This is a genomic window from Streptomyces sp. NPDC001700, from assembly GCF_053596435.1.
The window spans coordinates 54,968-75,250 of record NZ_JBSFGE010000006.1; the positions used below are offsets into that span (position 1 = coordinate 54,968).

A 20,283-nucleotide genomic window follows, 5' to 3' on the forward strand; every position below is an offset into this window, starting at 1 on the left:
CAGGGCGGAACGAAGAGGGACGCGGTGTCGGACAAGGAGCGGCTGGTCGCACGGCGGTACCGGCTGACCGAGCGCATCGGCAGCGGCGGCATGGGCACCGTGTGGCGGGCCGAGGACACCGTGCTGGGCCGCCAGGTGGCGGTCAAGCGGCTGCACGCCCCGCACCACCTCTCCGACGACGAACTCTCCACGCTGTACGAGCGCACCCGCCGTGAGGCGCGCAGCGCCGCCCGCATCACGCACCCCGGTGTCGTCGTCGTCCACGATGTGGTGGACGACGAGGAGGGGCTGCCGTGCATCGTCATGGAGTACGTGCCGTCCACGACGCTCGGCGCGCTGCTCAAGGAGCGCGGTACCGTGCCGCCCCAGGAGGCGGCACGGATGGGCCGGGGGATGGTCGCCGCGCTCCGGGCCGCGCACGCGGCGGGGGTGCTGCACCGTGACGTCAAGCCCGGCAACGTGCTGCTCGGCGCCGATGACAGGATCGTGCTCACCGACTTCGGCATCGCGGTGGCCAGTGGAACATCGACGCTGACCCGGACCGGCGAGATGATCGGCTCCATCGAGTACATGGCGCCGGAGCGGATCAGGGGACAGAAGCCCGGTCCCCACTCGGACCTCTGGGCACTGGGGGCGACGCTGTACCAAGCGGTGGAGGGTGCTCCCCCGTTCCGGCGGGATACGGCGATCGAGACGGCCTACGCCACCGCCGCCGACCCGCTGCCGCCCGTGCGGCACGCCGGGCCGCTGGCGCCGCTGATCGAGGCGCTGCTGGCCAAGGAGCCCGGCGAGCGGCCGTCGGCGGAGGAGACGGAGCGGCAGCTGAAGGCCGTGGCGGCGGAGGAGCCGACGGCGCTGCGTCCGACCGGTACCGCCCGGACGCCACGGGAAGACACTCCGGCACCGCGGCGAGATGCTCCGGCGTCGCGGCAGGACACCCCGGAGCGAGGCGGCGGCACCCGTCCGAGGCGCCGCCGCGTGGTGTGGAGTGCCATGGCGGTGGCGCTGGCGACCGCGGCGGTCGCGGGCGCCTACGCCGTATGGCCGAACGACGGCGGCGTACAGCCGAGCGACGACGGCAAGGCGAAGGCCCCGGCGGTCCCCCACGGCTACCACCTGGTGGAGGAGAAGAACCTCGGCGTCTCCTTCCCCGTACCGAACGGGTGGAAGCTGGACAAGCGCACCAGCGACGGGGTCAGCTACATCGACCCCTCCCGTCTGGTCCAGATCTCGATCGGCACGGTGGACCCGGCTGGTCCGACGCCCGTGGCGCACTTCCGGGACATCGAGGCGAACACCAAGAAGAACTACGAGGTGTACCGGCGGCTGCGCCTGGACCGCACCACGTTTCGGGGGCAGCCCGCGGCGATATGGGAGTGCACGTTCGCCGGGAGGGTGCGCACCTTCCGCGCCATCGACCTCGGCTTCGGCCGGGAGGGCGAAAGGGAGGTCGACATCTACCTCTCGGCGCCCGACGCGCAGTGGGGCACCTACCGTCCTGTCTTCGACAAGGTCAAGGAAGGCCTGCGCACCCGCTGACCGCACACTCCCTGACGAGGGGTCACTAGCCCACGCGGGTGTACTGGTTGACGCCGTCGGTGAACGCCACCGTCGCTCGCCCTCGGAGCACGAGGACGTCCAGGTGCGCCGCGGTCTCGTTGACCGCGAGCATCTGGTTGAAGGCGCTGAGGTCCCCGAACGGCACGGCACGGCGCGTCCAGGCGAGTCCGCGCGCCACCGCGTGGGCGTCGAGCGTGTCCTCGCCCAGCGCGGTCAGGCTCGCGGCCAGCCGGTCGTCGTGGTGGGCGAGCAGTTCGCCGACCCGGGTGTGGGCGCTGTCGGTGACCGGACCGTGGGCGGGCAGCAGCCGGGCGTCGGCGTAGCGGGTCATCAGCCGTAGCGAGTCGAGGTAGTCGGCGAGCGGAGCGCCACCCGGTTCGGCCAGTTCGAAGCCGATGGAGGGGGTGATGTGCGGCAGGACGTGGTCCCCGGAGAACAGCAGTCCGCGCTGCTCGTCCAGGAAGACCACATGGCCCTTGGTGTGTCCGGGGGTGGGCACGACCCGCAGTGCGCGGTCGCCGAAGCGGAGGGTTTCGGCGGCGAGCCAGCGGTCGGGGGCCTCCCATACGCTCGGGTCGTAGCCGCCGTGGTCCATCGCCTCGATCTGGTCGGCGAGTTCCCCGGCTCCCGCCGCGCGCAGGGTGCGCAGCGAGCCTGCGGGCCGGTCGCTGCGCAGCCGGTCGAGCATCTCCAGTCCGGGGCGTTCCCCCGCGCCGAGGTAGACGCGTGAGCCCAGCAGGCGGCGCAGTTCCACGGCGTGGGTGTAGTGGTCGCGGTGGATGTGGGTGACCAGGATGTGGCTGATGTCGCCGGGGTCGCGGCCGATGGCGGCCAGAGCTTCCTCAAGTGTTTTGCGCGCCTCGGGGATCGCCCAGCCGCCGTCGATCATGACGATGCCGCCGTCGTCGTCCAGGTCTTCCAGGAGGTAGACGTTCACGGCGTGGAGGCCGTCGTTGGGGAGCGGCAGGGGTACGCGGTGTACCCCGGGCTGTACCGTCTGGACTCCGGCCGCTGCCCACGGGCCCTGGTCGAACCGCGCTGTCATGATCCTCCTCGTTGCTGAACTGCCTGGATCACGCGAGCGGACATGCCGCGGCGGCGGCCGCTCGCGCACGCACCCCCTCGTCAGGCCCGGCCGGGCTCTTGAGCCCGCAGGCCCGCGGCCAACTCCCGGGCCCCGCCCCGGTCGAGCTTGCCGACCTTCGTCTGGGGCAACTCGTCGGTACCGTACACGTATTCGGGCCACTTGGTCTTGGACAATCCGATGCTCTCCAAGTGGCCGGTCACCTCGGCCAGATCGACGGGCCGGCCGTCCGTGGTGACGACGAGCAGCGCCACGCGTTCGCCGAGGATGTCGTCGGGGACCGGCACCACACACGCCCGGGCCACGCGCGGGTGTCCGGCGACCGCGCGCTCGATCTCGGTGATGTCGATGTTGCGGCCGCCCCGGATGATGATGTCCTTCTCGCGTCCCATGATGGTGAGGGTGCCGTCCTCGTGGACCATCAGCAGATCGCCGGTGGGCAGATAGCCGTCCTCGGTCAGCGCCGGGGGAACGGCCCGCCCGTCGCCCGCGTAGCCGAGGAAGAGGGAGGGGCCGCGCACCTGCGCCCGGCCGGTCACCCCGGGCCCGGCCACCTGGCCGTCGGGGGTGAGGGCGCGCACGTCCGTGCCCGGGAAGGGGCGGCCGTCCCTGCCGAGCCGGATCTCCTCGGGGTCGTCGGGGCGCGGCGAGGTGTGGCCGAGGCATTCGGACATGCCGAAGACCCGCAGGATCTTGGTGCCCAGGGACCGTTCGGCCCGGGCCAGGGCCGTGCGGTCCATGGGTCCGCCGCCGACGGTGATCGAGCGGACGCCCCCCAGGACGCCGGAACCGGCCGCCTCGTCGCCCATCTGCAGCGCCATGGTCGGTACGCACATGGTCCAGCGGACACCGGTCTCGGCCATCCGCCGCAGCGCGAGGGCCCGGTCCCACTTCGCCGTCATGACGAGCGGCCCGCGCAGCAGGAGGGCGAGATAGACGCCGAAGCAGTACGCGGCCGTCGACGACAGCGGGACGATCGCGGCGACGGCGTCGCCCGGCGACAGGCCGTTGACGGAGATGGTGGTCGCGGCGGCGTAGCGCAGGGCCTCCTCGGACTGGACGACGCCTTTGGGCCGCCCGGTCGATCCGGAGGTCAGGCCGATGAGGACGCCGCCCGACCACCGGGACACCTCGCGTTCGCCGGGTGCGGTCAGGCACGTCCAGCCGTCGAGCACGGTCCGCGCCGGGCCGGGCAGCCGTGTCGACACCGCCCACGCGTCGATCGCCGAGTCCTCGGCGATCACGGCGTCCGGGCGGATGTCCGCCCATGCGGTGGCGAATTCGGCCTGGGTGGTGTGCCGGTTGACCAGGGCGATGACCCCGCCGTCGCCGCCGCTGAGGCCCGCGGCGAGGGTGGCGGCGACGGTGCGCCATGAGTTGTCCGCCTGGATCATGACGGTACCGACGGATCCGTCGGCCGTGCCCTCGGCCAGCGCCGCGGACAGCCGGGTGGCCTCGTCGAGGAGCTGCCGGGCCGTATGGCTGCCCGTGTCGTCGATGACGGCGATGAAGTCGGCCTCGGCGGCCCGCCGCTGGAACTCCCGCACTACTTCTCGCATCTCGTCCCCTCCTCAGGCGGCGAACAGCTCCGCCTCGTGCCCCATGACCGCGATGCGGCGGCCCTTCATGTCGCCCACCTGGGCGACGGCAGCGGCCCATTCGGGGCTCGCGAGGGCCTTCTTCAGGTCCTCGGGGGAGTCGAAGCCGAGGACGGAGAGGCCGTCCCAGCCGTCGGAGCGCGGCTCCAGCGCGGCGTCGATCTCGGTGTGCCGCCAGCTGCGCAGTCCGGGCAGGCGGCAGGTCAGCTCGGCGTGGTCGCCGCGCCACCACGTGATGAACTGCTCGTGTGTCCACTCCGGGGGCCGGGCTGCCAGCAGGACCAGGTTGTACATGAAGCTCCTCCGCAGGGTGAGTGGTCAGGGGTCAGGTGAAGCGGATCTCCGACGAGCGCCCGATCAGCAGGCGCCGCAGCCTGCCCTCGCCGTTCATCCGCCCGGTGGCGACGAAGGTCGCCTCGGGGACCCCCGCGCGCCGCACCTCGCCCAGGAAGAATTCGTCCCGGCCGAGCGTGGTCGCCGCGAGCCGGTGGTGGGTGCGGGTGCCCTTCTCGCGCTGTTCGAGGTAGCCGACGAGGGCGGCGCGGCCTCCCGCGAAGTCGGTGGCGTTGCCGTCGCCGGTGGAGAAGAGGATGGACAGGGCGAAGTCGTCGCTGATCAGGTCGAGGATCCGGGAGGGTTCGTCCCCGTCGAGGATCTCGAACCACGCGGTGAGGAAGGGGGCCGCCGCCGGGGTGTCCGTCATACCCGGCTCCTCTCCCCGGCCCAGTCGATCAGCTGGAAGTCGATGTGGAAGAAGGCCTGGTAGCGGGCGAGGAGTCCGCCGGGCGAGAGCACCGCGGCCGAGTGGAAGGAGCCCTTGTACTCCCCGCCCTCGGTCACCACTCCGTATACGGTCTCCAGATCGCCGTCCCGGCCGTGGCGCAGGATCTCGTGTGTCCGGTCCACGGGATGGCGGCCCGCGATGTACGCGGCGAAGTCATCCCTGGAGGTGCCGGTGACCTCCTTGCCCGGCAGGGCGATGAGGAACCGGAAATCGGGTTCCAGCAGTTCGAGCGTCTGTTCCGGCTGATGGCTGTCCATACCGGCGAAATACGCGCGCAACACCATGAGGGTGCCCCTTCGATTGGCGGCCAAGCGCCCCGGGACCCAGGTCCGCGACCTTCTAGATCAACCTGAGTTCAGTTCAATACGGATGCTAATCCTGCGGAAACAAGACTGACAAGAGTCCGTACGAACGGAAGACGGCCCCCGGCGGAAGTCCACCGGGGGCCGGGAGCGAACGGGGTCGCTCAGCGCGTCACGTGGCGACCATCCGTACGCAGGCGCCCTCGATCAGCTCGCTGATCTCCGACAGCGGCGTGGGCCCGGACGGCCGGTACCACCGCCAGACGCTGACGATCAGACCGAGCACACCCGCGCCCAGCAGCTGGGCGTCCCGGAGCGGGAACGCGCCCTGCGACATGCCCCTCACCAGCAGGTTCGTCCAGTCCCGCTCGACGAGCTGGACCAGTCGGCGGGCCTCGACGCGCTCGGCCTCCTCCCGCTTGGACTTCCGGGGGCCGGAGAGCAGGTCCATGTGGTTGTGCAGGATGCGCATCTGCAGAACCTCGTGGTCGGAGACGTCGTACGCCGCGTGCACGGCCGCCCTGAGGGCCTCGACCGGGTCGGTGACGTCGGCGGTGGCCTCCGTGAACTTGTCGTGGGAGCGCTGCAGCTCCAGCCGCATGATGGTGAGCAGACAGTGGGTCTTGGACTCGAAGTAGTGGTACAGCGCGGTCTGGCCGATGCCGACCCGCTCCGCCACGGTGGACCACTTGGTGGCCTCGAAGCCCGTCTCGCCGAAGCAGCCGACGGCGGCCGCCAGAATGGCGGCGCGCTTGGACCTCGGTCCCGCTTCCGGTTCAACCCTTGTCGCCATGACCCCGTCTCCTGGCCGCCGTCCACCTCGTCGGTACCCGAGAGTAGACCCAAGCTGAACTCAGTTGCCAATCGGCTCGGGCCGACCCGGCGTGACTCGGCCCGGCTCGGGTCAGATGCGCTCCAGCACGGTCGCGTTCGCCATGCCGCCGCCCTCGCACATCGTCTGCAGGCCATAGCGTCCCCCGGTCCTGCGCAGCTGGTGGACGAGCGTGGTCATGAGCCGGGCGCCGGTGGCACCGAGCGGATGTCCGAGCGCGATCGCGCCACCGAAGGCGTTGACCCGCTCCGGCGCGGCGCCGGTCTCCTTCTGCCAGGCCAGGACGACGGAGGCGAAGGCCTCGTTGATCTCGACCAGATCGATCGCGCCGATCGGCAGCCCAGCCTTGTCCAGGACCTTCTCGGTGGCCGGGATCGGGCCGGTCAGCATGTAGATCGGGTCGGAGCCGACGACGGCCATGGTGTGCACCCGGGCGAGCGGGGTCAGACCGTGGCGGCGCACCGCGTCCCCGGAGGCGATCAGCAGGGCGGCGGCGCCGTCGGAGATCTGGCTGGAAACGGCGGCTGTGAGGCGGCCGTCCTCGGTGAGGGTCTTGAGCCCGGCCATTTTCTCCAGGGTGGTGTCGCCGCGCGGGCCCTCGTCGGCGGTGAGGCCGAAGGCCGGGGTGATCTCGTCGTCGAAGGCGCCGTCGGCCTGGGCGGCGACGGCCCGCTGGTGGCTGGTGAGCGCGAACTCCTCCATCTCCGTACGGGAGATGCCCCACTTCTCGGCGATCAGTTCGGCCCCACGGAACTGGGACACCTCCTGGTCGCCGAAGTGGTCACGCCAGCCGTCCCCCGCGTAGGGGCTGCCGAGGCCCGCCTGTTCGCCGACGTACATGGGGCTGGCGATGGGCACCAGGCTCATCACCTCCACCCCGCCCGCGACCACCAGGTCGGCGGCGCCGGAGCCGACCGCCTGGGCCGCGAAATGCACGGCCTGCTGGGAGGAACCGCACTGGCGGTCGATGGTGGTGCCGGGCACGTGCTGCGGCAGTCCGGCGGACAGCCAGGCGGTGCGGGCGACGTTGCCGGTCTGGGCGCCGATCTGGCCGACGCACCCGAAGTACACGTCGTCGACGGCGCCCGGGTCGGCGCCGGTGCGCTCCAGCAGGGCGCGCAGCACATGGGCGCCGAGGTCGGCCGGGTGCACACCGCTGAGCGCGCCCTTGCGGCGGCCGACGGGGGTGCGGACGGCTCCGACGATGAACGCTTCGGACATGGCGGGCTCCATGGGGTTCGGAACGGGTTCAGGCAGGGGGGCCGAAGTCGGGCGCACGCTTGCCCAGGAAGGCGGCGACACCCTCGGCTCCGGTGTCGGAGGTGGCCGCGGCGGCGATCGCGCGGGCCTCCCGGTCCAGCTGCGGGCCGAGGTCGGCGGTCAGTCCCTCGGCGACGAGCCGGCGGGTGGCGCCGAAGGCGGCGGTGGGTCCGCGGCGCAGCGCCTCGGCCGTACGCGCGGCCTCCTCGGCCAGCCGGTCAGGGGGGACCACCCGGCTCACCAGCCCGAGGTCCGCGGCTTCGGCCGCCGGGACGCGGCGGTTGGTCAGCAGCAGGTCCAGGGCCCGCTTGGGGCCGATGAAGCGGGGCAGGAACCAGCTGACCCCGGCGTCGGGTGTGTAGCCGATGCCGGTGTACGCGGCGGTGAAGGAGGCGGTGTCGGCGGCGAGGGTCACATCGGCGGACGCGGCCAGGCCGATCCCCGCGCCCGCGACGGCGCCCTGGACGGCGGCCACCACGGGCGCGTCGCTCGCCGCGAAGGTGCGCAGCGCGTCGTGGAGGGCGTCGGTCACGGCGGTGAGGTGCTTCTCCAGTGCCGCGCCGGAGAGCCCGGAGAACTCTTTGAGGTCGCCGCCGACGCAGAAGGACTTGCCCTCGCCGGTGAGCAGTACGGCCCGTACGCCCTCGGCCGCGCAGGTCCGTGCCGCGTCCAGCAGTCCGCGTGCCAGGTCCAGGCCGATGGCGTTGCCCGCCTCGGGGCGGCGCAGGGTGAGGTGGGCGAGGCCGTCGTCGATGTCGAGGGAGACCGTCATCGCGCGGTCCATCCGCCGTCGACGGTGAGGATCTGCCCGGTGCAGTACGAGGAGGCGTCGGAGGCGAGGAACAGCAGCGCGCCGTCGAGTTCATGGCCGTCGCCGCCGCGCCGCAGCAAGGTGTTGCGCTCGACCCAGCGGGCGGAGCGCTCATCGCCGAAGAGGTCCGCGGTCATCTCGGTGCGGAACCAGCCGGGGGCGAGCGCGTTGACGCGGGTGCCGCCCGGGCCCCACTGTCCGGCCAGCTCCCGGGTCAGCCCGATCAGTCCGGCCTTGGACGCGGAGTAGCTCGCGCCGCCGAGCGGGGCGGCGGTGACCAGGCCGAGGATGGAGGAGACGTTGATGATGCTGCGGGGCGGCCCGCTCTCCTCCGCGGGTGCCTCGGCCACCAGACGCGCGAGGTGGAAGGGCGCGGTGAGGTTGACGCCGAGGACATCGGCGAAGGCGTCCGGGGATTCGTCGGCGGCGCGGGTCTCGCCGGAACTCGCGGCGTTGTTGACGAGGATGTCGACGTGTCCGGTGGCGTCGCGCGCGGTCTCGACCAGCCGCGCACGGTCCGCCTCCCGTGCGACGTCGCAGACCACGGGGCGGATGCGTGCGTCGGAGTCGGCGAGTTCCTTCAGCCGGTCCAGGCGCCGGGCGGCGGCGAACACGGTGGCACCGGCCTGTGCGAGGACGGTGGCGAAGCGGGCGCCGAGCCCGGCGGAGGCGCCGGTGACCAGGGCCGTCCTGCCCTGGAGCGAGAACAGCTGGGCGGCGGGTCGCGGTGCGCTCATCCCTCCACCCCGATCGGCAGGACGGTCGCGCCGCCGTCGAGCACCAGGGTCTGGCCGGTCATCCAGGAGGAGGCGTCGGAGGCCAGGAAGAGCGCCGCGTTGGCCACGTCCTCCACTGTGCCCAGGCGCCGCAGTGGCAGCTTGGCGGTGAGGATCGGCTCGCGGACCTCCCACACCGCGCGCGCCAGCTCGGTCTTGATCAGGCCGGGGGCGATGGCGTTGACGCGGGCGCGCGGCCCGAGTTCGTAGGCGAGCTGCCGGGTCATGTGCAGCATGGCGGCCTTGGTGGCGTTGTAGTAGCCGATGTGCGGATCGACCACGAGCCCGCCGACAGAGGAGATGTTGACCACCGCTCCCCCGTGGTCGGCCATCCACGCCTGCCAGGCGTACCGGGTCCAGGCGACCATGCCGTACTGGTTGACGCGGACGGTCTTCTCCGCGCGCGGCAGGTCCAGGTCGAGCAGATCGCCGTGGTACGGGTTGGTCGCCGCGTTGTTGACGAGGATGTCGAGGCGGCCGAAGCGGGCCATGGTCTCCTCGACGCAGCCTTGCGCCTGCTCGGGTTCACCGGCGTTGGCGACCACGGTGTGGATGTCTCCGTCGCCCTTGACGCGCAGCAGTTCCTCCCGCGCCCCGTCCAGTCCGGCGGCTTTGCGGGCCGCGATCACGACGTGTGCTCCGGCCGCCCGGTAGGCGGTGGCGATGCCGAGGCCGATGCCACGGGATCCGCCGGTGATGACGGCCACTTTGCCGTCGAGGCTGTTGGCGCTCACGCTGCCCCCGTCTCGGTCTTCCGGCCGGTCTTCTTGATGGCTTCCTTGTAGGGCGCGAGTTCCTGGCGGGCCACCGTGCGCAGGTGTACTTCGTCGGGGCCGTCGGCGATGCGCAGTGCCCGGGTGATGGCGTACAGCCGGGCCAGTACGGTGTCGTCGCTGACGCCCGCCGCGCCGTGTGCCTGCACCGCGCGGTCGACCACCTTGTGGGCGACCTCCAGCGCCGCGACCTTGATGGCGGCCACCTCCATACGGGCGGCGGCGTTGCCGACGGTGTCCATCAGCCAGGCCGATTTGAGGACGAGGAGGCGCAGCTGCTCGATCTCGATGCGGCTGCGGGCGATCCACTCCCGCACCACGCCCCGGTCGGCGAGGGGCCCGCCGAAGGCGGTGCGCGCGGTGACGCGCTCGCACATCAGCTGGAGGGCGCGCTCGGCGAAGCCCACGGCGCGCATCGCGTAGTGCATCCGCCCAGGTCCCAGCCGCCCCTGGGCGAGCGCGAAGCCCTCGCCCTCGCCGCCGAGGATGTTCGCCACCGGTACGCGGACGTCCTCGAAGAGCACATCGCCGTGGCCGAGCCGGTCGGTGTAGCCGAACATGGGCAGGTCGCGCAGGATGGTGATGCCCGGGGTGTCCCGGGGGATGAGCAGCATGCTCTGCTGCCGGTAGGTGCGCGCCTCCGGATCCGTCTTGCCCATCAGGATGATGAGCTTGCAGTCGGGGTCGAGGATCCCGGAGGTGTACCACTTGCGGCCGTTGACGACGTACGTGTCGCCGTCGCGGGTGATGCGGGTGCGGATGTTGCGGGCGTCGGAACTGGCGACTTCCGGCTCGGTCATGGCGAAGCACGAGCGGATCTCCGCCTCCAGCAGGGGGCGCAGCCAGCGGTCCTGCTGCTCCGGGGTGCCGTACAGGGCGAGGAGTTCCATGTTGCCGGTGTCGGGCGCCGAGCAGTTGAACACCTCGGGGCCGATGATGGAGCGCCCGGCCAGTTCCATGAGGGGCGCGTATTCGAGGTTGGTGAGGCCCGCGCCCCAGTCGCCGTGTGCCATGAAGAGGTTCCACAGGCCCTCGGCGCGGGCCTTCTCCTTCAGCCCGGCCATGACCGGCGGCAGCGCGTGCGGGTCGTCCGCTTCGGCGAGCTGCCGGTCGTAGACCGCTTCCGCCGGGAAGACGTGCTGCTCCATGAACGACCGTATGCGGTCCTGGAGTTCACTCGCGCGGGGCGAGAATCCGAAATCCACGCTTGCTCCTGTTCAATGGGGCGATCAGCCGAGGATGTCGCGTGCCGTGCGGATCATCGCGGCGATGGTGGGCGGCAGGCGTTCCTGGTCCGGGTCGTGGTGCTTGCCCTCGCGGTGGCGGCGCAGGTTGTGGCCCATGATCGCGGCCATCTTCATGCGGCCGAGCGCCCGGAACCAGTCCATCGCGGGCAGGGCGGGCCCGCCGTCGCGGTAGGTGTCCAGGAGGTCGGTCTCGCCGGGCAGGCCGGGCACGGGGTGGCCCAGGCGGGGGAAGTTGCGGTGGTCGGCGAAGAGCAGGAACCAGCCGAGGTCGATGCGCGGGTCGCCGACGCTCCAGATCTCCCAGTCCACGACGGCCACGGCGCGCTCGTCCACGCACAGCACATTGCCGAGCCGGAAGTCCCCGTGGAGCAGCACCGGCGGGAGGGCGCTCGGCACACCGTCGGCGAGGCGTGCCAGCAACTCCTCCCCGCCGGGCCGCAGTTCGGAGGGGACGGCGTGCAGGGTGCGGCTCCACCGCTCCAGCTCACCGGCGGCGTCGAGGGGTTCGGGCGCGCCGAGCGCGGGCGCCCGTACATCGGTGGTGTGCAGCCGCCGCAGGACGCCAGTGATCTCCAGCATCCGGGCGCGGGCCGTCGCGGCGGGCAGCTCGTGCTCGTCGAGGACCGGTTCGACGGCCTCCCCGGCCGCGAAGTCCATGGCGAACCAGGCGGGCTGGGTCTCGTCGACGGCCACGACGCCCGGCACCGGCACCGCGGATCCGTCCAGCGCGCCCAGCACCCGGGCCTGGCGCAGCACGTCGTTGCGTCCGACGGGCCGCTGTCCGGGCGGCACCGCCTTGACGACGTAGCGGGCCTCCCCCGCCGTGACCGAGTACGTCAGCCCGGAGTGGCCGCCCGGCAGTACGGTCAGCTCGCCGATGGGCGCGCCCGGGTGGTGGCGGGCGAGCCGGTGGCGGACCCGGGCGGCCAGCTCCGGTGTCTGTGTGGCGGTGCTCATCGGACGGGCTCCTTGGGCAGGCCGAGGACGCGTTCGGCGAGGATGGTGCGCTGGATCTCGTCGGTGCCGCCCGCGATGCTGTAGCCGGGGGCGCCGAGCAGATGTTCCGTCCACGCGTAGGTGCCCCACTCCCCCGTGTCCGCCACGAGGCTCGGGCCCAGCAGTTCGGACACCAGGTCGCTGGTGCGGCGCATGGTCTCGGTGGCGTACAGCTTGCCGACCGAGGCCTCCGCGCCGGGTTCGCGTCCGGCGACGAGGGCGGCGGTGACCCGCAGTCCGATGAGCCGCTGGACCAGGGTGCGGATGTGAAGGTCGGCGGCGCGCTGCTGTTCGGCGCCAGTGAGGGGGCGGGGCAGGTGGGCGGCGAGGTCGAGCGCCCGGTCGGCGTTGTCGAGGCCGAGGCTGCCGGAGTCGAGCCGCTCGGCGGCCAGCACGCTGAGCGTGACCCGCCAGCCCTCGCCGACCGGGCCGAGCCGGTCGGTGTCGGGGACGCGCACGCCGTCGAGGTAGACCTCGTTGAAGCTGGTGCCGCCGGTCATCTGCCGGATGGGCCGTACGGTGACGCCGGGCGCGTCCATGCGCACCAGGAAGACGGTGATCCCGGCGTGTTTGCGCACCGCCGGATCGGTACGGCACACGGCGACGCCCCAGGTGGCGACGCGGGCTCCGGAGGTCCACACCTTGTGCCCGGTCAGCGTCCAGGTGTCGCCGTCGAGCACCGCCCTGGTGCGGACCGCGGCGAGGTCGGATCCGGCCTCGGTCTCCGAGAACAGCTGGCAGGCCAGTTCGTCGGTGCGCAGCATGGGCCGCAGCCAGCGCTCCTTCTGCTCGCCGGTGCCCCAGATGGCGATGGCGGGGGCGACGAGTGCCTGTGTCACCGGGAAGATCTCGGGGCGGTGCGGCACGTCGAAGGCCGCTTCCTCGGCACGGTAGAGCTGTTCGTAGTACGCGGGCAGGCCCCGGCCTCCGTATGGCTCCTCCCAGGTGAGCGCGGACCACCCCTGGTCGTAGCGGGTGCGTTCCCACTCCTGGACGCGGGCGGTGTGCGCGCGCTCCTGCTCCTCGGTCCAGTTGTCGAACACGGCGACGGAGTCGGAGCCGCTGCCCCACTCCCCGTCCGCGGTGCGGGGCCGGGCGACGGTGCCGAGCCACTGCCGGGCGCGGGTGCGGAACTCCTCGGCTTCCGGGATGCCGCTCATCTCTTCTGCCACCTCCTCCCATAAGTGGGGACACATTTAGCGGGACAGCACCGTGCAGGCGCTCACGCCGGGGGCGCCGTACACATGGGTGAAGCCGACCCGGGGACTGCCCGGGACCTGCCGTTCACCGGCCCGGCCGCGCAGTTGCTGGACGATCTCGTAGACCTGGCGCAGCCCCGAGGCGCCGATGGGTTCGCCGTTGGCGATGCAGCCGCCGTCGGTGTTGACCGGGAGCGCACCGCCGATGCCGGTGGCGCCGGAGGCGACCAGCCGCTCCTGCTCGCCGTCCTCGCAGAACCCGCACTCGGCCATGTGCATGACCTCGGCGCCGCTCTCGGTGTCCTGCAGCTGGCAGACGTCGACATCGCGGGGGCCGAGCCCGGCCTGTTCGAAGGCCTCGGCCGAGGCGTCGCGGCTGACGCTGGTCGGCTCGCCCGCCGGGACCGACGGGCTGAAGACCTCGAACGAGCCGTAGCGCCGGGTGCGCAGCGCCGCCGAGCGCAGGGTGACCGGCGAGCCGTCCATGGTGCGGGCGGCCTCCGGGGAGCAGAGGACCAGCGCGGCCGCGCCCGCTCCGGGTGAGCAGAACATGAAGCGGGTCAGGGGGTCGCTGACCATGCCCGAGTCGAGGATCTCCTCGGCGGACAGCGGCTTCTGCCGCCATGCCTCGGGGGTCAGGGCGCCGTTACGGTAGGCCTTCTCGGCGACCAGGGCGAGGGTGCGCGGGGTGACCTGGTGGTCGTACAGATAGCGCTGGGTCTTCATGCCGAAGAACTGGGTGGTCACCATCAGCCCGTCGCTGCCGTATTCCTCGCCCAGGCCCCAGTCCTCGGGCCTCGGGTCGAAGGCGCCGCGCGGGTGTTTGTCGAAGCCGACCGCGAGGACCACGTCCGCCATCCCGGAGCGGATCGCGTTGACGGCGGAGATCAGCGCGCTGCCGCCGGTGGCGCAGCCGTTCTTGACATTGACGAACGGCAGCCCGGTGAGGCCGAGTTGGGCCACCAGGGTGTCAGCGAGGCCCGCGCTGTCGCTGCCACCGAACGCGGCCCCCACGCGCGACCACGCGATTCCGGCGTCCGCCAGCGCGGCGTTCACCGCGTCGACGGCCAGCTGTCGGCCGGTCGCCTCGGACCGGCCGAACGGGGTGCGCCCGGCGCCGCAGATCAGGACGTCGGTGCTCATGGACCCTCCTCGCTCATGGCCGCCTCTCTCATGGGGTCTCCTCGCCGCGCATGGTGGGCCTGGCCCGGGGGACGCCGGGGCCCGCGGTCACGGTCAGGGGCATGCCGATGCGTACGTCCGCCAGGTCGTCCACGTCGAGGACGGCGGCCACCCGCACGCCCTCCGGCAGCTCGACGTAGCCCAGCGCGAACGGCACGAAGCCACCGGGCGGGGGCTGGTAGGGCGGCGACTTGGGGGCGTACCGCTGCACCGTCCAGGTCCACAGCGTGCCCGTGCCCTGGAGGGCCACCGGCTCGGCGGCCCCTCCGCAGCGCGGGCACGCGCCCTGTGCGGGGTAGGCGGTCACCGCGCAGCCGGAGCAGCGCGAGCCCTGGAGCCCGGCGCCCGGACTCCGCGGTTCCGCGGCCATCAGGTTCAGCGCCCCTGCCACTTGGGTTCACGCTTCTCCAGGAACGCCGACACGCCCTCGTTCGCGTCGTCGGAGTTGAGCGCCACGCCCACGGCGAGGTGCTCCATCACCATCAGCGACTGGGTGTCGGCGTCCAGGCTGCGGTCGATCGTCATCTTGGTGAGCCACATGGTGAAGGGGCTCTTGTCGGTGAGGTTCCCGATGAATTCCTCGACCGTCGCGTCCAGCTCGTCGGCCGGTGCGGACTGGTTGATGAGCCCGAACTCGGCGGCCTCGACGCCGGAGAGGAGCTTGCCGGTGAGCATCAGCTCCTTAGTCTTGCGGATGCCGATCATGCGCGGCACCCGGTAGATCGGTCCGGCCCCGCCGAACAGCGCGCGGCGGATGTGGAAGTCGCCGATCTTGGCGTCATCGGAGGAGATGGCGAAGTCGCAGGAGATCATGATCTCGAAGCCACCGGCGGTGACGTGGCCCTCCAAGACCGCGACCGAGGGGGTCTTCATCGAGTAGAGGCGGTCGCACACCTTCGCGGACTTCACCGCCACGTCGATCGCGTTCGACTTGCCGACGTACTCGGCCTTCAGGCTGTCGAGGTCGAAGCCCGAGCAGAAGGTGCCGCCACGGCCACGGACCACCAGGACCCGCAGCTCGGGGTCCTCGTCGACCTCGGTGATGATCTCGTCGAGCCGGTCCAGGATCGGCACGGTGACGCAGTTCTTCTTCCAGGGGCGGTTGAGCCACACCCGGGCGATGTGGCCGTCGCGCTCGAACTGGATCTCGTCTTCCACTGTCATATCCTCACCCCTCTAAACTGAACTGAATTCACTACAACTCTGTAAGGCGGGGGCTCCGCTGTCAACCCCCTTGATCGAGACAGCTGACGCGACGGTCAAACCGAACATGGTTCAAGCGCGAGTCCGGCGAGCCGGGTCCGATGCCGGTCCGCCGTGCCGAACAGCACCTCACCGGCGCGGGCGCGGCGCACATACAGATGGGCCGGGTGCTCCCAGGTGAAGCCGATACCGCCGTGCAGCTGGACGTACTCGGCCGTGGCCAGCCGGAAGGCTTCGGAGCAGACCACGGCGGCGGCACAGGCGGCCACCGGCAGCTGCGGCGGGGCGACGGCGACGCAGGCCGTCGCGTACGCGGACGCCGAGCGCGCCGCCTCCAGGGCGACCAGCACATCGGCCAGCCGGTGCTTGACGGCCTGGAAGGACCCGATGGGACGCCCGAACTGATGGCGCTGGGCGACGAATTCGACCGTGGCGTCCAGGGCGTGCCCGCTGCCGCCGACCTGTTCGGCCGCCAGCGCGGCCCGCCCGGTATCCAGCGTCGCCGATACGGTGGCCCCGGCGCCCTCGGCCGTGCCCACGGGGGTGGCGGGCGCGCCCCGGAACTCCAGCAGCGCCTGGCGCCGCGTCCCGTCCAGGACGCGGCGCGGTGTCCTGCGGCAGGTGCCGGGGTCTGGCTCGCAGGCGAACAGCCGGGGCCCGCCGGGGGTTCCGGCCCGCACCAGGACCAGGTCCGCCCCGGCCCCGTCGAGTACGAAGTCCGCCCGCCCGCGCAGCACCCATCCGGCGCTCCCCGGCTCGGCGGTGACCCCGGGCCCGTCGTCGCCGGACCCTCCCCCGAGCCCTTCACCGAGCCCGTCGCCGAACCCGGCCACGGTCGCGGTGAGCGTGCCGTCGGCGATGCGGGGCAGATAGCGCTCGCACGCCGTGCGGTCACCGGCGTACAGCAGGGCGTGCGCGGCCAGGACCACCGTGGGCAGCAGCGGCGCGCAGGCCAGGGCCCGCCCGGCTTCCTCCAGGGCGACCGCCAGCTCGGCGAAGGTGAAGCCCGCCCCGCCGTACTCCTCCGGAACGGCCAGCCCGTGGACCCCGATCTCGCCCGCGAGCCGCGCCCAGAGCGCTTCGTCGTATCCGCGCGGTGCGGCCAGGTGTTTACGGAGGTCTTCGGGGCCGCACGCCTCGGCGAAGAGGTCCCGCAGGACGGTGCGCAGCTGCCGCTGTTCGTCCGTTTCGGACAGCAGCCGGGGGGCGATCTCGGGGTGGCGAGGGTGCATGGGGGCTCCATCGTGCTCGTACGACGGGATTCAGGGCTAAAATTGAACTCAATTCACGACCGTAAGCATGGAATCCCGACCGGGCAAGACCTCCGTACGCCCCGGCCCTTTCCCTGACCATCTACTGAACTCACTTCACCTCTGTTACCGTGGCGGCCGCGGCCCGCCACGACCTGGGACGGTGATGATGAGGGCAGTGCGGCTGACGGTGTGGGGCGAGCCCCCGGCACCGGCCGATGTCGAGCGGCCCGTCCCCCACGGCGCACAGGTCCTGGTGCGGGTGGAAGCCACCGGGCTGTGCCACTCCGATCTGCACGTCATCGACGCGGCGCCGGGGGTGCTCCCCTACCGGCTGCCGTTCACGCTCGGCCACGAGGTCGCCGGGCGGGTGGCCGCCCTGGGGCCCGACGCCGACGGAGTGCGGGTGGACGAGCCCGTGGTGCTCTACGGACCGTGGGGCTGCGGCGCCTGCGGCCGTTGCGCCGCGGGCTGGGACAACTACTGCGACCGGCGCGACACACTCCCCTGGCACGGCGCGGGCCTGGGCCGGGACGGCGGGATGGCCGAGTACGTGATCGTCCCGTCCGCCCGCCAGCTGGTGTCGGCCGACGGCCTCACGGCCGAGCAGGCGGCCCCGCTCTCCGACGCCGGTCTGACCTCGTACCACGCGGTGGCCGGGCTCCGGCACGCGCTCGGGGAGGGCGCCACCGCCGTCGTCATCGGCATCGGCGGGCTCGGCCACCTGGCGGTGCAGATCCTCCGCGCGACCACGGCGTGCCGCGTGCTGGCGGTCGACGTCCGGGAAGAGGCCCTGGCCCTCGCGGAGCGCTCCGGCGCGGACTTCGGCACCCTGCTGCGCGCGGACACCGCCCGGGTGCTGAGGACGCGTGGCGGGGGCGCGGGGGCGGACGCCGTGCTCGACTTCGTCGGCACCACGGACACCCTGGCACTCGCCACCGGCGTCCTGCGGCCCGGTGGCGAACTCGCCGTCGTCGGCAGCGGAGGCGGCTCTCTGACCGTCACCAAGCCGGGCGTTCTCCCACCCGGCTTCCGGCTCTCGCTGCCCTTCTGGGGACCTCGCCCCCAGCTCGCCGAGGTGGTCGCGCTGGCACGCTCGGGAGTGCTGCACGTCGAGACGGAGCGGTTCCCGCTGTCCGCCGCCCCTGAGGCCATCGACCGGCTGCGCCGGGGCCGGGTGCGGGGGCGGGCCGTGCTCGTGCCCGACTGATCGATACGTACCGACTGATCGACATGGAGAGGGAATCGGCATGCGCTTCGAAGGAAAGGTCGCGATCGTGACCGGCGGGGCCCGGGGCATGGGCGCCGCACATGTCCGCGGACTGGCCGCGGAAGGGGCCCGGGTCGCCGTCTGCGACCTGCTGGACGACGAGGGAGAGGCCCTGGCGGGCGAGATCCCCCAGGCGCGGTACTGCCATCTGGATGTCACCGACGAGGCGCGGTGGGAGTCCGTCGTCCGCACCGTCGAGGACACCCTCGGCCCGGTGGACGTCCTGGTCAACAACGCCGGGATCATTCACTTCGGCGGTGTGGAAGAGCAGTCGCCCGAGCAGTTCCGCCAGATCCTGGACGTCAATCTGGTGGGCGCCTTCCTCGGCATGCACACCGTCCTGCCCGGCATGCGCGCCCGTGGCCGGGGAGCGGTCGTGAACGTCTCCTCGGCGGCCGGACTCATGGGGTTCGCCAATGGCGTCGGCTATGTGGCGAGCAAGTGGGGGGTGCGTGGGATGACCAAGGCCGCAGCTCTCGACATGGCGGGCACGGGGATACGTATCAATTCCGTGCATCCGGGCGTCATCCGCACGCCCATGGGTGAGAGCGCCTCACCCGCGCTGTTCGCCCGTCAGCCGGTGGCCCGCATCGGCGAGCCCGACGAGGTCACCCGCATGGTGCTCTTCCTCGCGAGCGACGACGCCTCCTACACCACGGGCGGGGAGTTTCCCATCGACGGCGGCCAGACCATCGGCCATGTCGGCCACGCCCACGCGGCGGACGAGGACGGTGGGTGACCCGCGGCCCCTTTCGCTTCCCACGCCCCTACACATCCTTGCGGACGGTGAACAGGGCGCCCAGCCCGATCAGGCAGACCGTCATCACGAAGAACGCCGGTGAGAGCAGGTTCCCCGTCCGCTGGACCAGCCACGCCGCGATGTAGGGGGCAGTGCCGCCCGCGAGGACGGTGCCGATGTTGTATCCGATCGCCATCCCGGTGTACCGGACCCGGCGTTCGAACAGATGCGGCCACAGGCTGGCCGCCGGGACCTGCACGAACGCGCTGCTCAGCATGAAGAGCAGGTACGCGAGCCCCGCCACGGCCAGGCTGTGCCGCCCCATGAGCGACATCGCGGGATAGGCCGTCACCAGGAAGCCCAGCAGCCCGCACAGCAGGACGCGACGGCAGCCGAACCGGGCGGCGAGCTTGCCCGCCGGGACCATGAGCAGCACGGTGACGAGCACGACGCCCGCGGTCAGCCAGAACACGTGCGTGGAGTCGTAGCCCAGGTTCGTGGTCATGTAGATGCCCATGTACGTCAGCCCGAGGAAGATGGCGCCCCCCTGGGCCATGGCCAGGCCGATGGACTGCAGCAGCGCGGTGCGGTGGGTGGACAGGACCTCCCGGATCGGCGCGGTGGGGATGTCGGCGCGCCGCGCGGCCTCCTTGAATTCCGGGGTGTCCTCGATCCGCAGCCGGGCCCACAGACAGATCAGGGTGAGGGGTACGGCCATCAGGAAGGGCAGCCGCCACCCCCAGTCGGACATCTGATCCTGGGTGGTGAGGGCGGATATCGCCCCGGCGGTGGCGGCCGCGAACATGAACCCGAGGTTGGAGCCGATGGGTGTGACGGCACCGAGGAACGCCCTGCGCTGGGGCGGCGCCGACTCGTAGATGTAGGTGTAGGCGCCGACCGACTCGCCGCCCGAGGAGATGCCCTGCACCAGCCGGGTGAGGAAGAGCAGCACCGCGGCGAGCACGCCGATCTGGCTGTAGGTCGGCAGCAGCCCCGTGATGCTGCTGGCCACGCCCATGCACAGCACGGAGGAGACCAGCGCCTTGCGGCGGCCCCACCGGTCGCCGAGCCACCCGAAGAAGACACCGCCGAGCGGCCGCACCACGAGGCCGGTGGCGAGCACCGCGAGCGCCGCCAGCGTCGAGGCCGTCGGATCCTCGTTCGGGAAGAACTGCGGGGCGATGGCCACGGCCAGATAGCCGTATACGCTGAAATCGTAGTATTCGATCAGTGTGCCGATGCTTCCGGCGAGCATCGCGCGACGCACCGTGCGGGGATCGTAGGCCGTTGGCTCCGCCCCTGGCGGAGCGGGCTGCTCAGTGGTGCTCATGATCCGGCTCTCCTTCCGAATGGCACGGATCCGTGCCTTGCCGACGCCCGGGACGCTACAGAACTGAACTCAGTACAGCTAGCCTTA

Annotated in this window: 21 protein-coding genes; 3 read left to right on the forward strand and 18 right to left on the reverse strand. The window is 72.0% G+C overall.

What is annotated here, in order from left to right; translation table 11 throughout:
- Positions 1-24 precede the first annotated feature (24 nt).
- On the forward strand, positions 25-1,539 hold the full coding sequence (locus tag ACWC5C_RS13765; protein WP_450875866.1) for a serine/threonine-protein kinase: 1,515 nt from the start codon (positions 25-27) through the stop codon (positions 1,537-1,539).
- Positions 1,540-1,564: 25 nt separating this feature from the next.
- Here the strand turns inward: ACWC5C_RS13765 and ACWC5C_RS13770 are convergent, their stop codons facing one another.
- The 17 genes from ACWC5C_RS13770 to ACWC5C_RS13850 all read right to left on the reverse strand — a co-directional run bounded on the left by ACWC5C_RS13770 (position 1,565) and on the right by ACWC5C_RS13850 (position 16,839).
- The gene (locus ACWC5C_RS13770; RefSeq protein WP_450875607.1) at positions 1,565-2,605 is read right to left on the reverse strand and encodes an MBL fold metallo-hydrolase; all 1,041 of its coding nucleotides are present in this window, start codon (positions 2,603-2,605) and stop codon (positions 1,565-1,567) included.
- A gap of 80 nt (positions 2,606-2,685) precedes the next feature.
- Positions 2,686-4,203 (reverse strand): class I adenylate-forming enzyme family protein, encoded by a 1,518-nt coding sequence (locus tag ACWC5C_RS13775; RefSeq protein ID WP_450875608.1) that lies wholly within the window; start codon positions 4,201-4,203, stop codon positions 2,686-2,688.
- A gap of 12 nt (positions 4,204-4,215) precedes the next feature.
- Positions 4,216-4,536 carry an EthD family reductase gene (locus ACWC5C_RS13780; RefSeq protein ID WP_385443779.1) on the reverse strand — a complete coding sequence of 107 codons (321 nt, stop codon included), beginning with the start codon at positions 4,534-4,536 and terminating at the stop codon, positions 4,216-4,218.
- Between the two features lie 31 nt (positions 4,537-4,567).
- Positions 4,568-4,945: a hypothetical protein gene (locus tag ACWC5C_RS13785; RefSeq protein ID WP_450875609.1), complete on the reverse strand. Its 378-nt coding sequence runs from the start codon at positions 4,943-4,945 to the stop codon at positions 4,568-4,570.
- Positions 4,942-5,310: a nuclear transport factor 2 family protein gene (locus ACWC5C_RS13790; protein WP_450875610.1), complete on the reverse strand. Its 369-nt coding sequence runs from the start codon at positions 5,308-5,310 to the stop codon at positions 4,942-4,944. The genes ACWC5C_RS13785 and ACWC5C_RS13790 overlap by 4 nt, the downstream gene beginning before the upstream one ends.
- A gap of 190 nt (positions 5,311-5,500) precedes the next feature.
- The gene (locus ACWC5C_RS13795) at positions 5,501-6,121 is read right to left on the reverse strand and encodes a TetR/AcrR family transcriptional regulator (RefSeq protein WP_385443785.1); all 621 of its coding nucleotides are present in this window, start codon (positions 6,119-6,121) and stop codon (positions 5,501-5,503) included.
- A gap of 111 nt (positions 6,122-6,232) precedes the next feature.
- Positions 6,233-7,381 (reverse strand): acetyl-CoA C-acetyltransferase, encoded by a 1,149-nt coding sequence (locus ACWC5C_RS13800; protein WP_450875611.1) that lies wholly within the window; start codon positions 7,379-7,381, stop codon positions 6,233-6,235.
- A 28-nt stretch (positions 7,382-7,409) separates the two neighbouring features.
- Positions 7,410-8,192: an enoyl-CoA hydratase/isomerase family protein gene (locus ACWC5C_RS13805; protein WP_450875612.1), complete on the reverse strand. Its 783-nt coding sequence runs from the start codon at positions 8,190-8,192 to the stop codon at positions 7,410-7,412.
- Complete coding sequence (locus tag ACWC5C_RS13810; RefSeq protein WP_450875613.1) at positions 8,189-8,968, reverse strand: SDR family NAD(P)-dependent oxidoreductase; 780 nt, start codon at positions 8,966-8,968, stop codon at positions 8,189-8,191. The genes ACWC5C_RS13805 and ACWC5C_RS13810 overlap by 4 nt, the downstream gene beginning before the upstream one ends.
- Positions 8,965-9,741, reverse strand: coding sequence for an SDR family oxidoreductase (locus ACWC5C_RS13815; protein WP_450875614.1), 777 nt, complete (start codon positions 9,739-9,741; stop codon positions 8,965-8,967). Before ACWC5C_RS13815 ends, ACWC5C_RS13810 begins: the two co-directional genes overlap by 4 nt.
- Positions 9,738-10,985: an acyl-CoA dehydrogenase family protein gene (locus ACWC5C_RS13820; RefSeq protein ID WP_450875615.1), complete on the reverse strand. Its 1,248-nt coding sequence runs from the start codon at positions 10,983-10,985 to the stop codon at positions 9,738-9,740. Before ACWC5C_RS13820 ends, ACWC5C_RS13815 begins: the two co-directional genes overlap by 4 nt.
- 24 nt (positions 10,986-11,009) lie before the next feature.
- Positions 11,010-11,984 (reverse strand): phosphotransferase family protein, encoded by a 975-nt coding sequence (locus ACWC5C_RS13825; RefSeq protein ID WP_450875616.1) that lies wholly within the window; start codon positions 11,982-11,984, stop codon positions 11,010-11,012.
- A complete protein-coding gene (locus ACWC5C_RS13830; protein WP_450875617.1) occupies positions 11,981-13,183 on the reverse strand; it encodes an acyl-CoA dehydrogenase family protein in 1,203 nt (400 codons plus the stop codon). The genes ACWC5C_RS13825 and ACWC5C_RS13830 overlap by 4 nt, the downstream gene beginning before the upstream one ends.
- Positions 13,184-13,219: 36 nt before the next feature.
- Positions 13,220-14,365, reverse strand: coding sequence for a thiolase family protein (locus ACWC5C_RS13835; RefSeq protein WP_450875618.1), 1,146 nt, complete (start codon positions 14,363-14,365; stop codon positions 13,220-13,222).
- Positions 14,366-14,393: 28 nt separating this feature from the next.
- Positions 14,394-14,774, reverse strand: coding sequence for a Zn-ribbon domain-containing OB-fold protein (locus ACWC5C_RS13840; RefSeq protein WP_450875619.1), 381 nt, complete (start codon positions 14,772-14,774; stop codon positions 14,394-14,396).
- 5 nt (positions 14,775-14,779) lie between these two features.
- Positions 14,780-15,568 carry an enoyl-CoA hydratase/isomerase family protein gene (locus ACWC5C_RS13845; protein ID WP_450875620.1) on the reverse strand — a complete coding sequence of 263 codons (789 nt, stop codon included), beginning with the start codon at positions 15,566-15,568 and terminating at the stop codon, positions 14,780-14,782.
- Between the two features lie 95 nt (positions 15,569-15,663).
- Entirely contained in the window at positions 15,664-16,839 is a 1,176-nt protein-coding gene (locus ACWC5C_RS13850; RefSeq protein WP_450875621.1) for an acyl-CoA dehydrogenase family protein, read from the reverse strand.
- A 187-nt stretch (positions 16,840-17,026) separates the two neighbouring features.
- On the opposite strand from ACWC5C_RS13850, the gene ACWC5C_RS13855 reads away from it, so the two are divergent.
- Both ACWC5C_RS13855 and ACWC5C_RS13860 read left to right on the forward strand, forming a co-directional pair.
- Positions 17,027-18,067, forward strand: a complete 1,041-nt coding sequence (locus tag ACWC5C_RS13855; protein WP_450875867.1) for an NAD(P)-dependent alcohol dehydrogenase — start codon at positions 17,027-17,029, stop codon at positions 18,065-18,067.
- Between the two features lie 40 nt (positions 18,068-18,107).
- Positions 18,108-18,866 (forward strand): SDR family oxidoreductase, encoded by a 759-nt coding sequence (locus ACWC5C_RS13860; protein ID WP_450875622.1) that lies wholly within the window; start codon positions 18,108-18,110, stop codon positions 18,864-18,866.
- 28 nt (positions 18,867-18,894) lie between these two features.
- Here the strand turns inward: ACWC5C_RS13860 and ACWC5C_RS13865 are convergent, their stop codons facing one another.
- Complete coding sequence (locus ACWC5C_RS13865; protein WP_450875623.1) at positions 18,895-20,196, reverse strand: MFS transporter; 1,302 nt, start codon at positions 20,194-20,196, stop codon at positions 18,895-18,897.
- Between the last annotated feature and the right edge of the window lie 87 nt (positions 20,197-20,283).

Excerpts from the sequence above, each read along its gene's own strand:
- ACWC5C_RS13855 (WP_450875867.1), top strand. The coding sequence starts at position 17,027 with ATGAGGGCAGTGCGGCTGACGGTGTGGGGCGAGCCCCCGGCACCGGCC.
- ACWC5C_RS13780 (WP_385443779.1), bottom strand. The coding sequence starts at position 4,536 with ATGTACAACCTGGTCCTGCTGGCAGCCCGGCCCCCGGAGTGGACACAC.
- ACWC5C_RS13825 (WP_450875616.1), bottom strand. The coding sequence starts at position 11,984 with ATGAGCACCGCCACACAGACACCGGAGCTGGCCGCCCGGGTCCGCCAC.
- ACWC5C_RS13835 (WP_450875618.1), bottom strand. The coding sequence starts at position 14,365 with ATGAGCACCGACGTCCTGATCTGCGGCGCCGGGCGCACCCCGTTCGGC.
- ACWC5C_RS13840 (WP_450875619.1), bottom strand. The coding sequence starts at position 14,774 with ATGGCCGCGGAACCGCGGAGTCCGGGCGCCGGGCTCCAGGGCTCGCGC.
- ACWC5C_RS13865 (WP_450875623.1), bottom strand. The coding sequence starts at position 20,196 with ATGAGCACCACTGAGCAGCCCGCTCCGCCAGGGGCGGAGCCAACGGCC.
- ACWC5C_RS13845 (WP_450875620.1), bottom strand. The coding sequence starts at position 15,568 with ATGACAGTGGAAGACGAGATCCAGTTCGAGCGCGACGGCCACATCGCC.
- ACWC5C_RS13770 (WP_450875607.1), bottom strand. The coding sequence starts at position 2,605 with ATGACAGCGCGGTTCGACCAGGGCCCGTGGGCAGCGGCCGGAGTCCAG.
- ACWC5C_RS13805 (WP_450875612.1), bottom strand. The coding sequence starts at position 8,192 with ATGACGGTCTCCCTCGACATCGACGACGGCCTCGCCCACCTCACCCTG.
- ACWC5C_RS13860 (WP_450875622.1), top strand. The coding sequence starts at position 18,108 with ATGCGCTTCGAAGGAAAGGTCGCGATCGTGACCGGCGGGGCCCGGGGC.
- ACWC5C_RS13800 (WP_450875611.1), bottom strand. The coding sequence starts at position 7,381 with ATGTCCGAAGCGTTCATCGTCGGAGCCGTCCGCACCCCCGTCGGCCGC.
- ACWC5C_RS13830 (WP_450875617.1), bottom strand. The coding sequence starts at position 13,183 with ATGAGCGGCATCCCGGAAGCCGAGGAGTTCCGCACCCGCGCCCGGCAG.
- ACWC5C_RS13785 (WP_450875609.1), bottom strand. The coding sequence starts at position 4,945 with ATGACGGACACCCCGGCGGCGGCCCCCTTCCTCACCGCGTGGTTCGAG.
- ACWC5C_RS13775 (WP_450875608.1), bottom strand. The coding sequence starts at position 4,203 with ATGCGAGAAGTAGTGCGGGAGTTCCAGCGGCGGGCCGCCGAGGCCGAC.
- ACWC5C_RS13790 (WP_450875610.1), bottom strand. The coding sequence starts at position 5,310 with ATGGTGTTGCGCGCGTATTTCGCCGGTATGGACAGCCATCAGCCGGAA.
- ACWC5C_RS13810 (WP_450875613.1), bottom strand. The coding sequence starts at position 8,968 with ATGAGCGCACCGCGACCCGCCGCCCAGCTGTTCTCGCTCCAGGGCAGG.
- ACWC5C_RS13795 (WP_385443785.1), bottom strand. The coding sequence starts at position 6,121 with ATGGCGACAAGGGTTGAACCGGAAGCGGGACCGAGGTCCAAGCGCGCC.
- ACWC5C_RS13850 (WP_450875621.1), bottom strand. The coding sequence starts at position 16,839 with ATGCACCCTCGCCACCCCGAGATCGCCCCCCGGCTGCTGTCCGAAACG.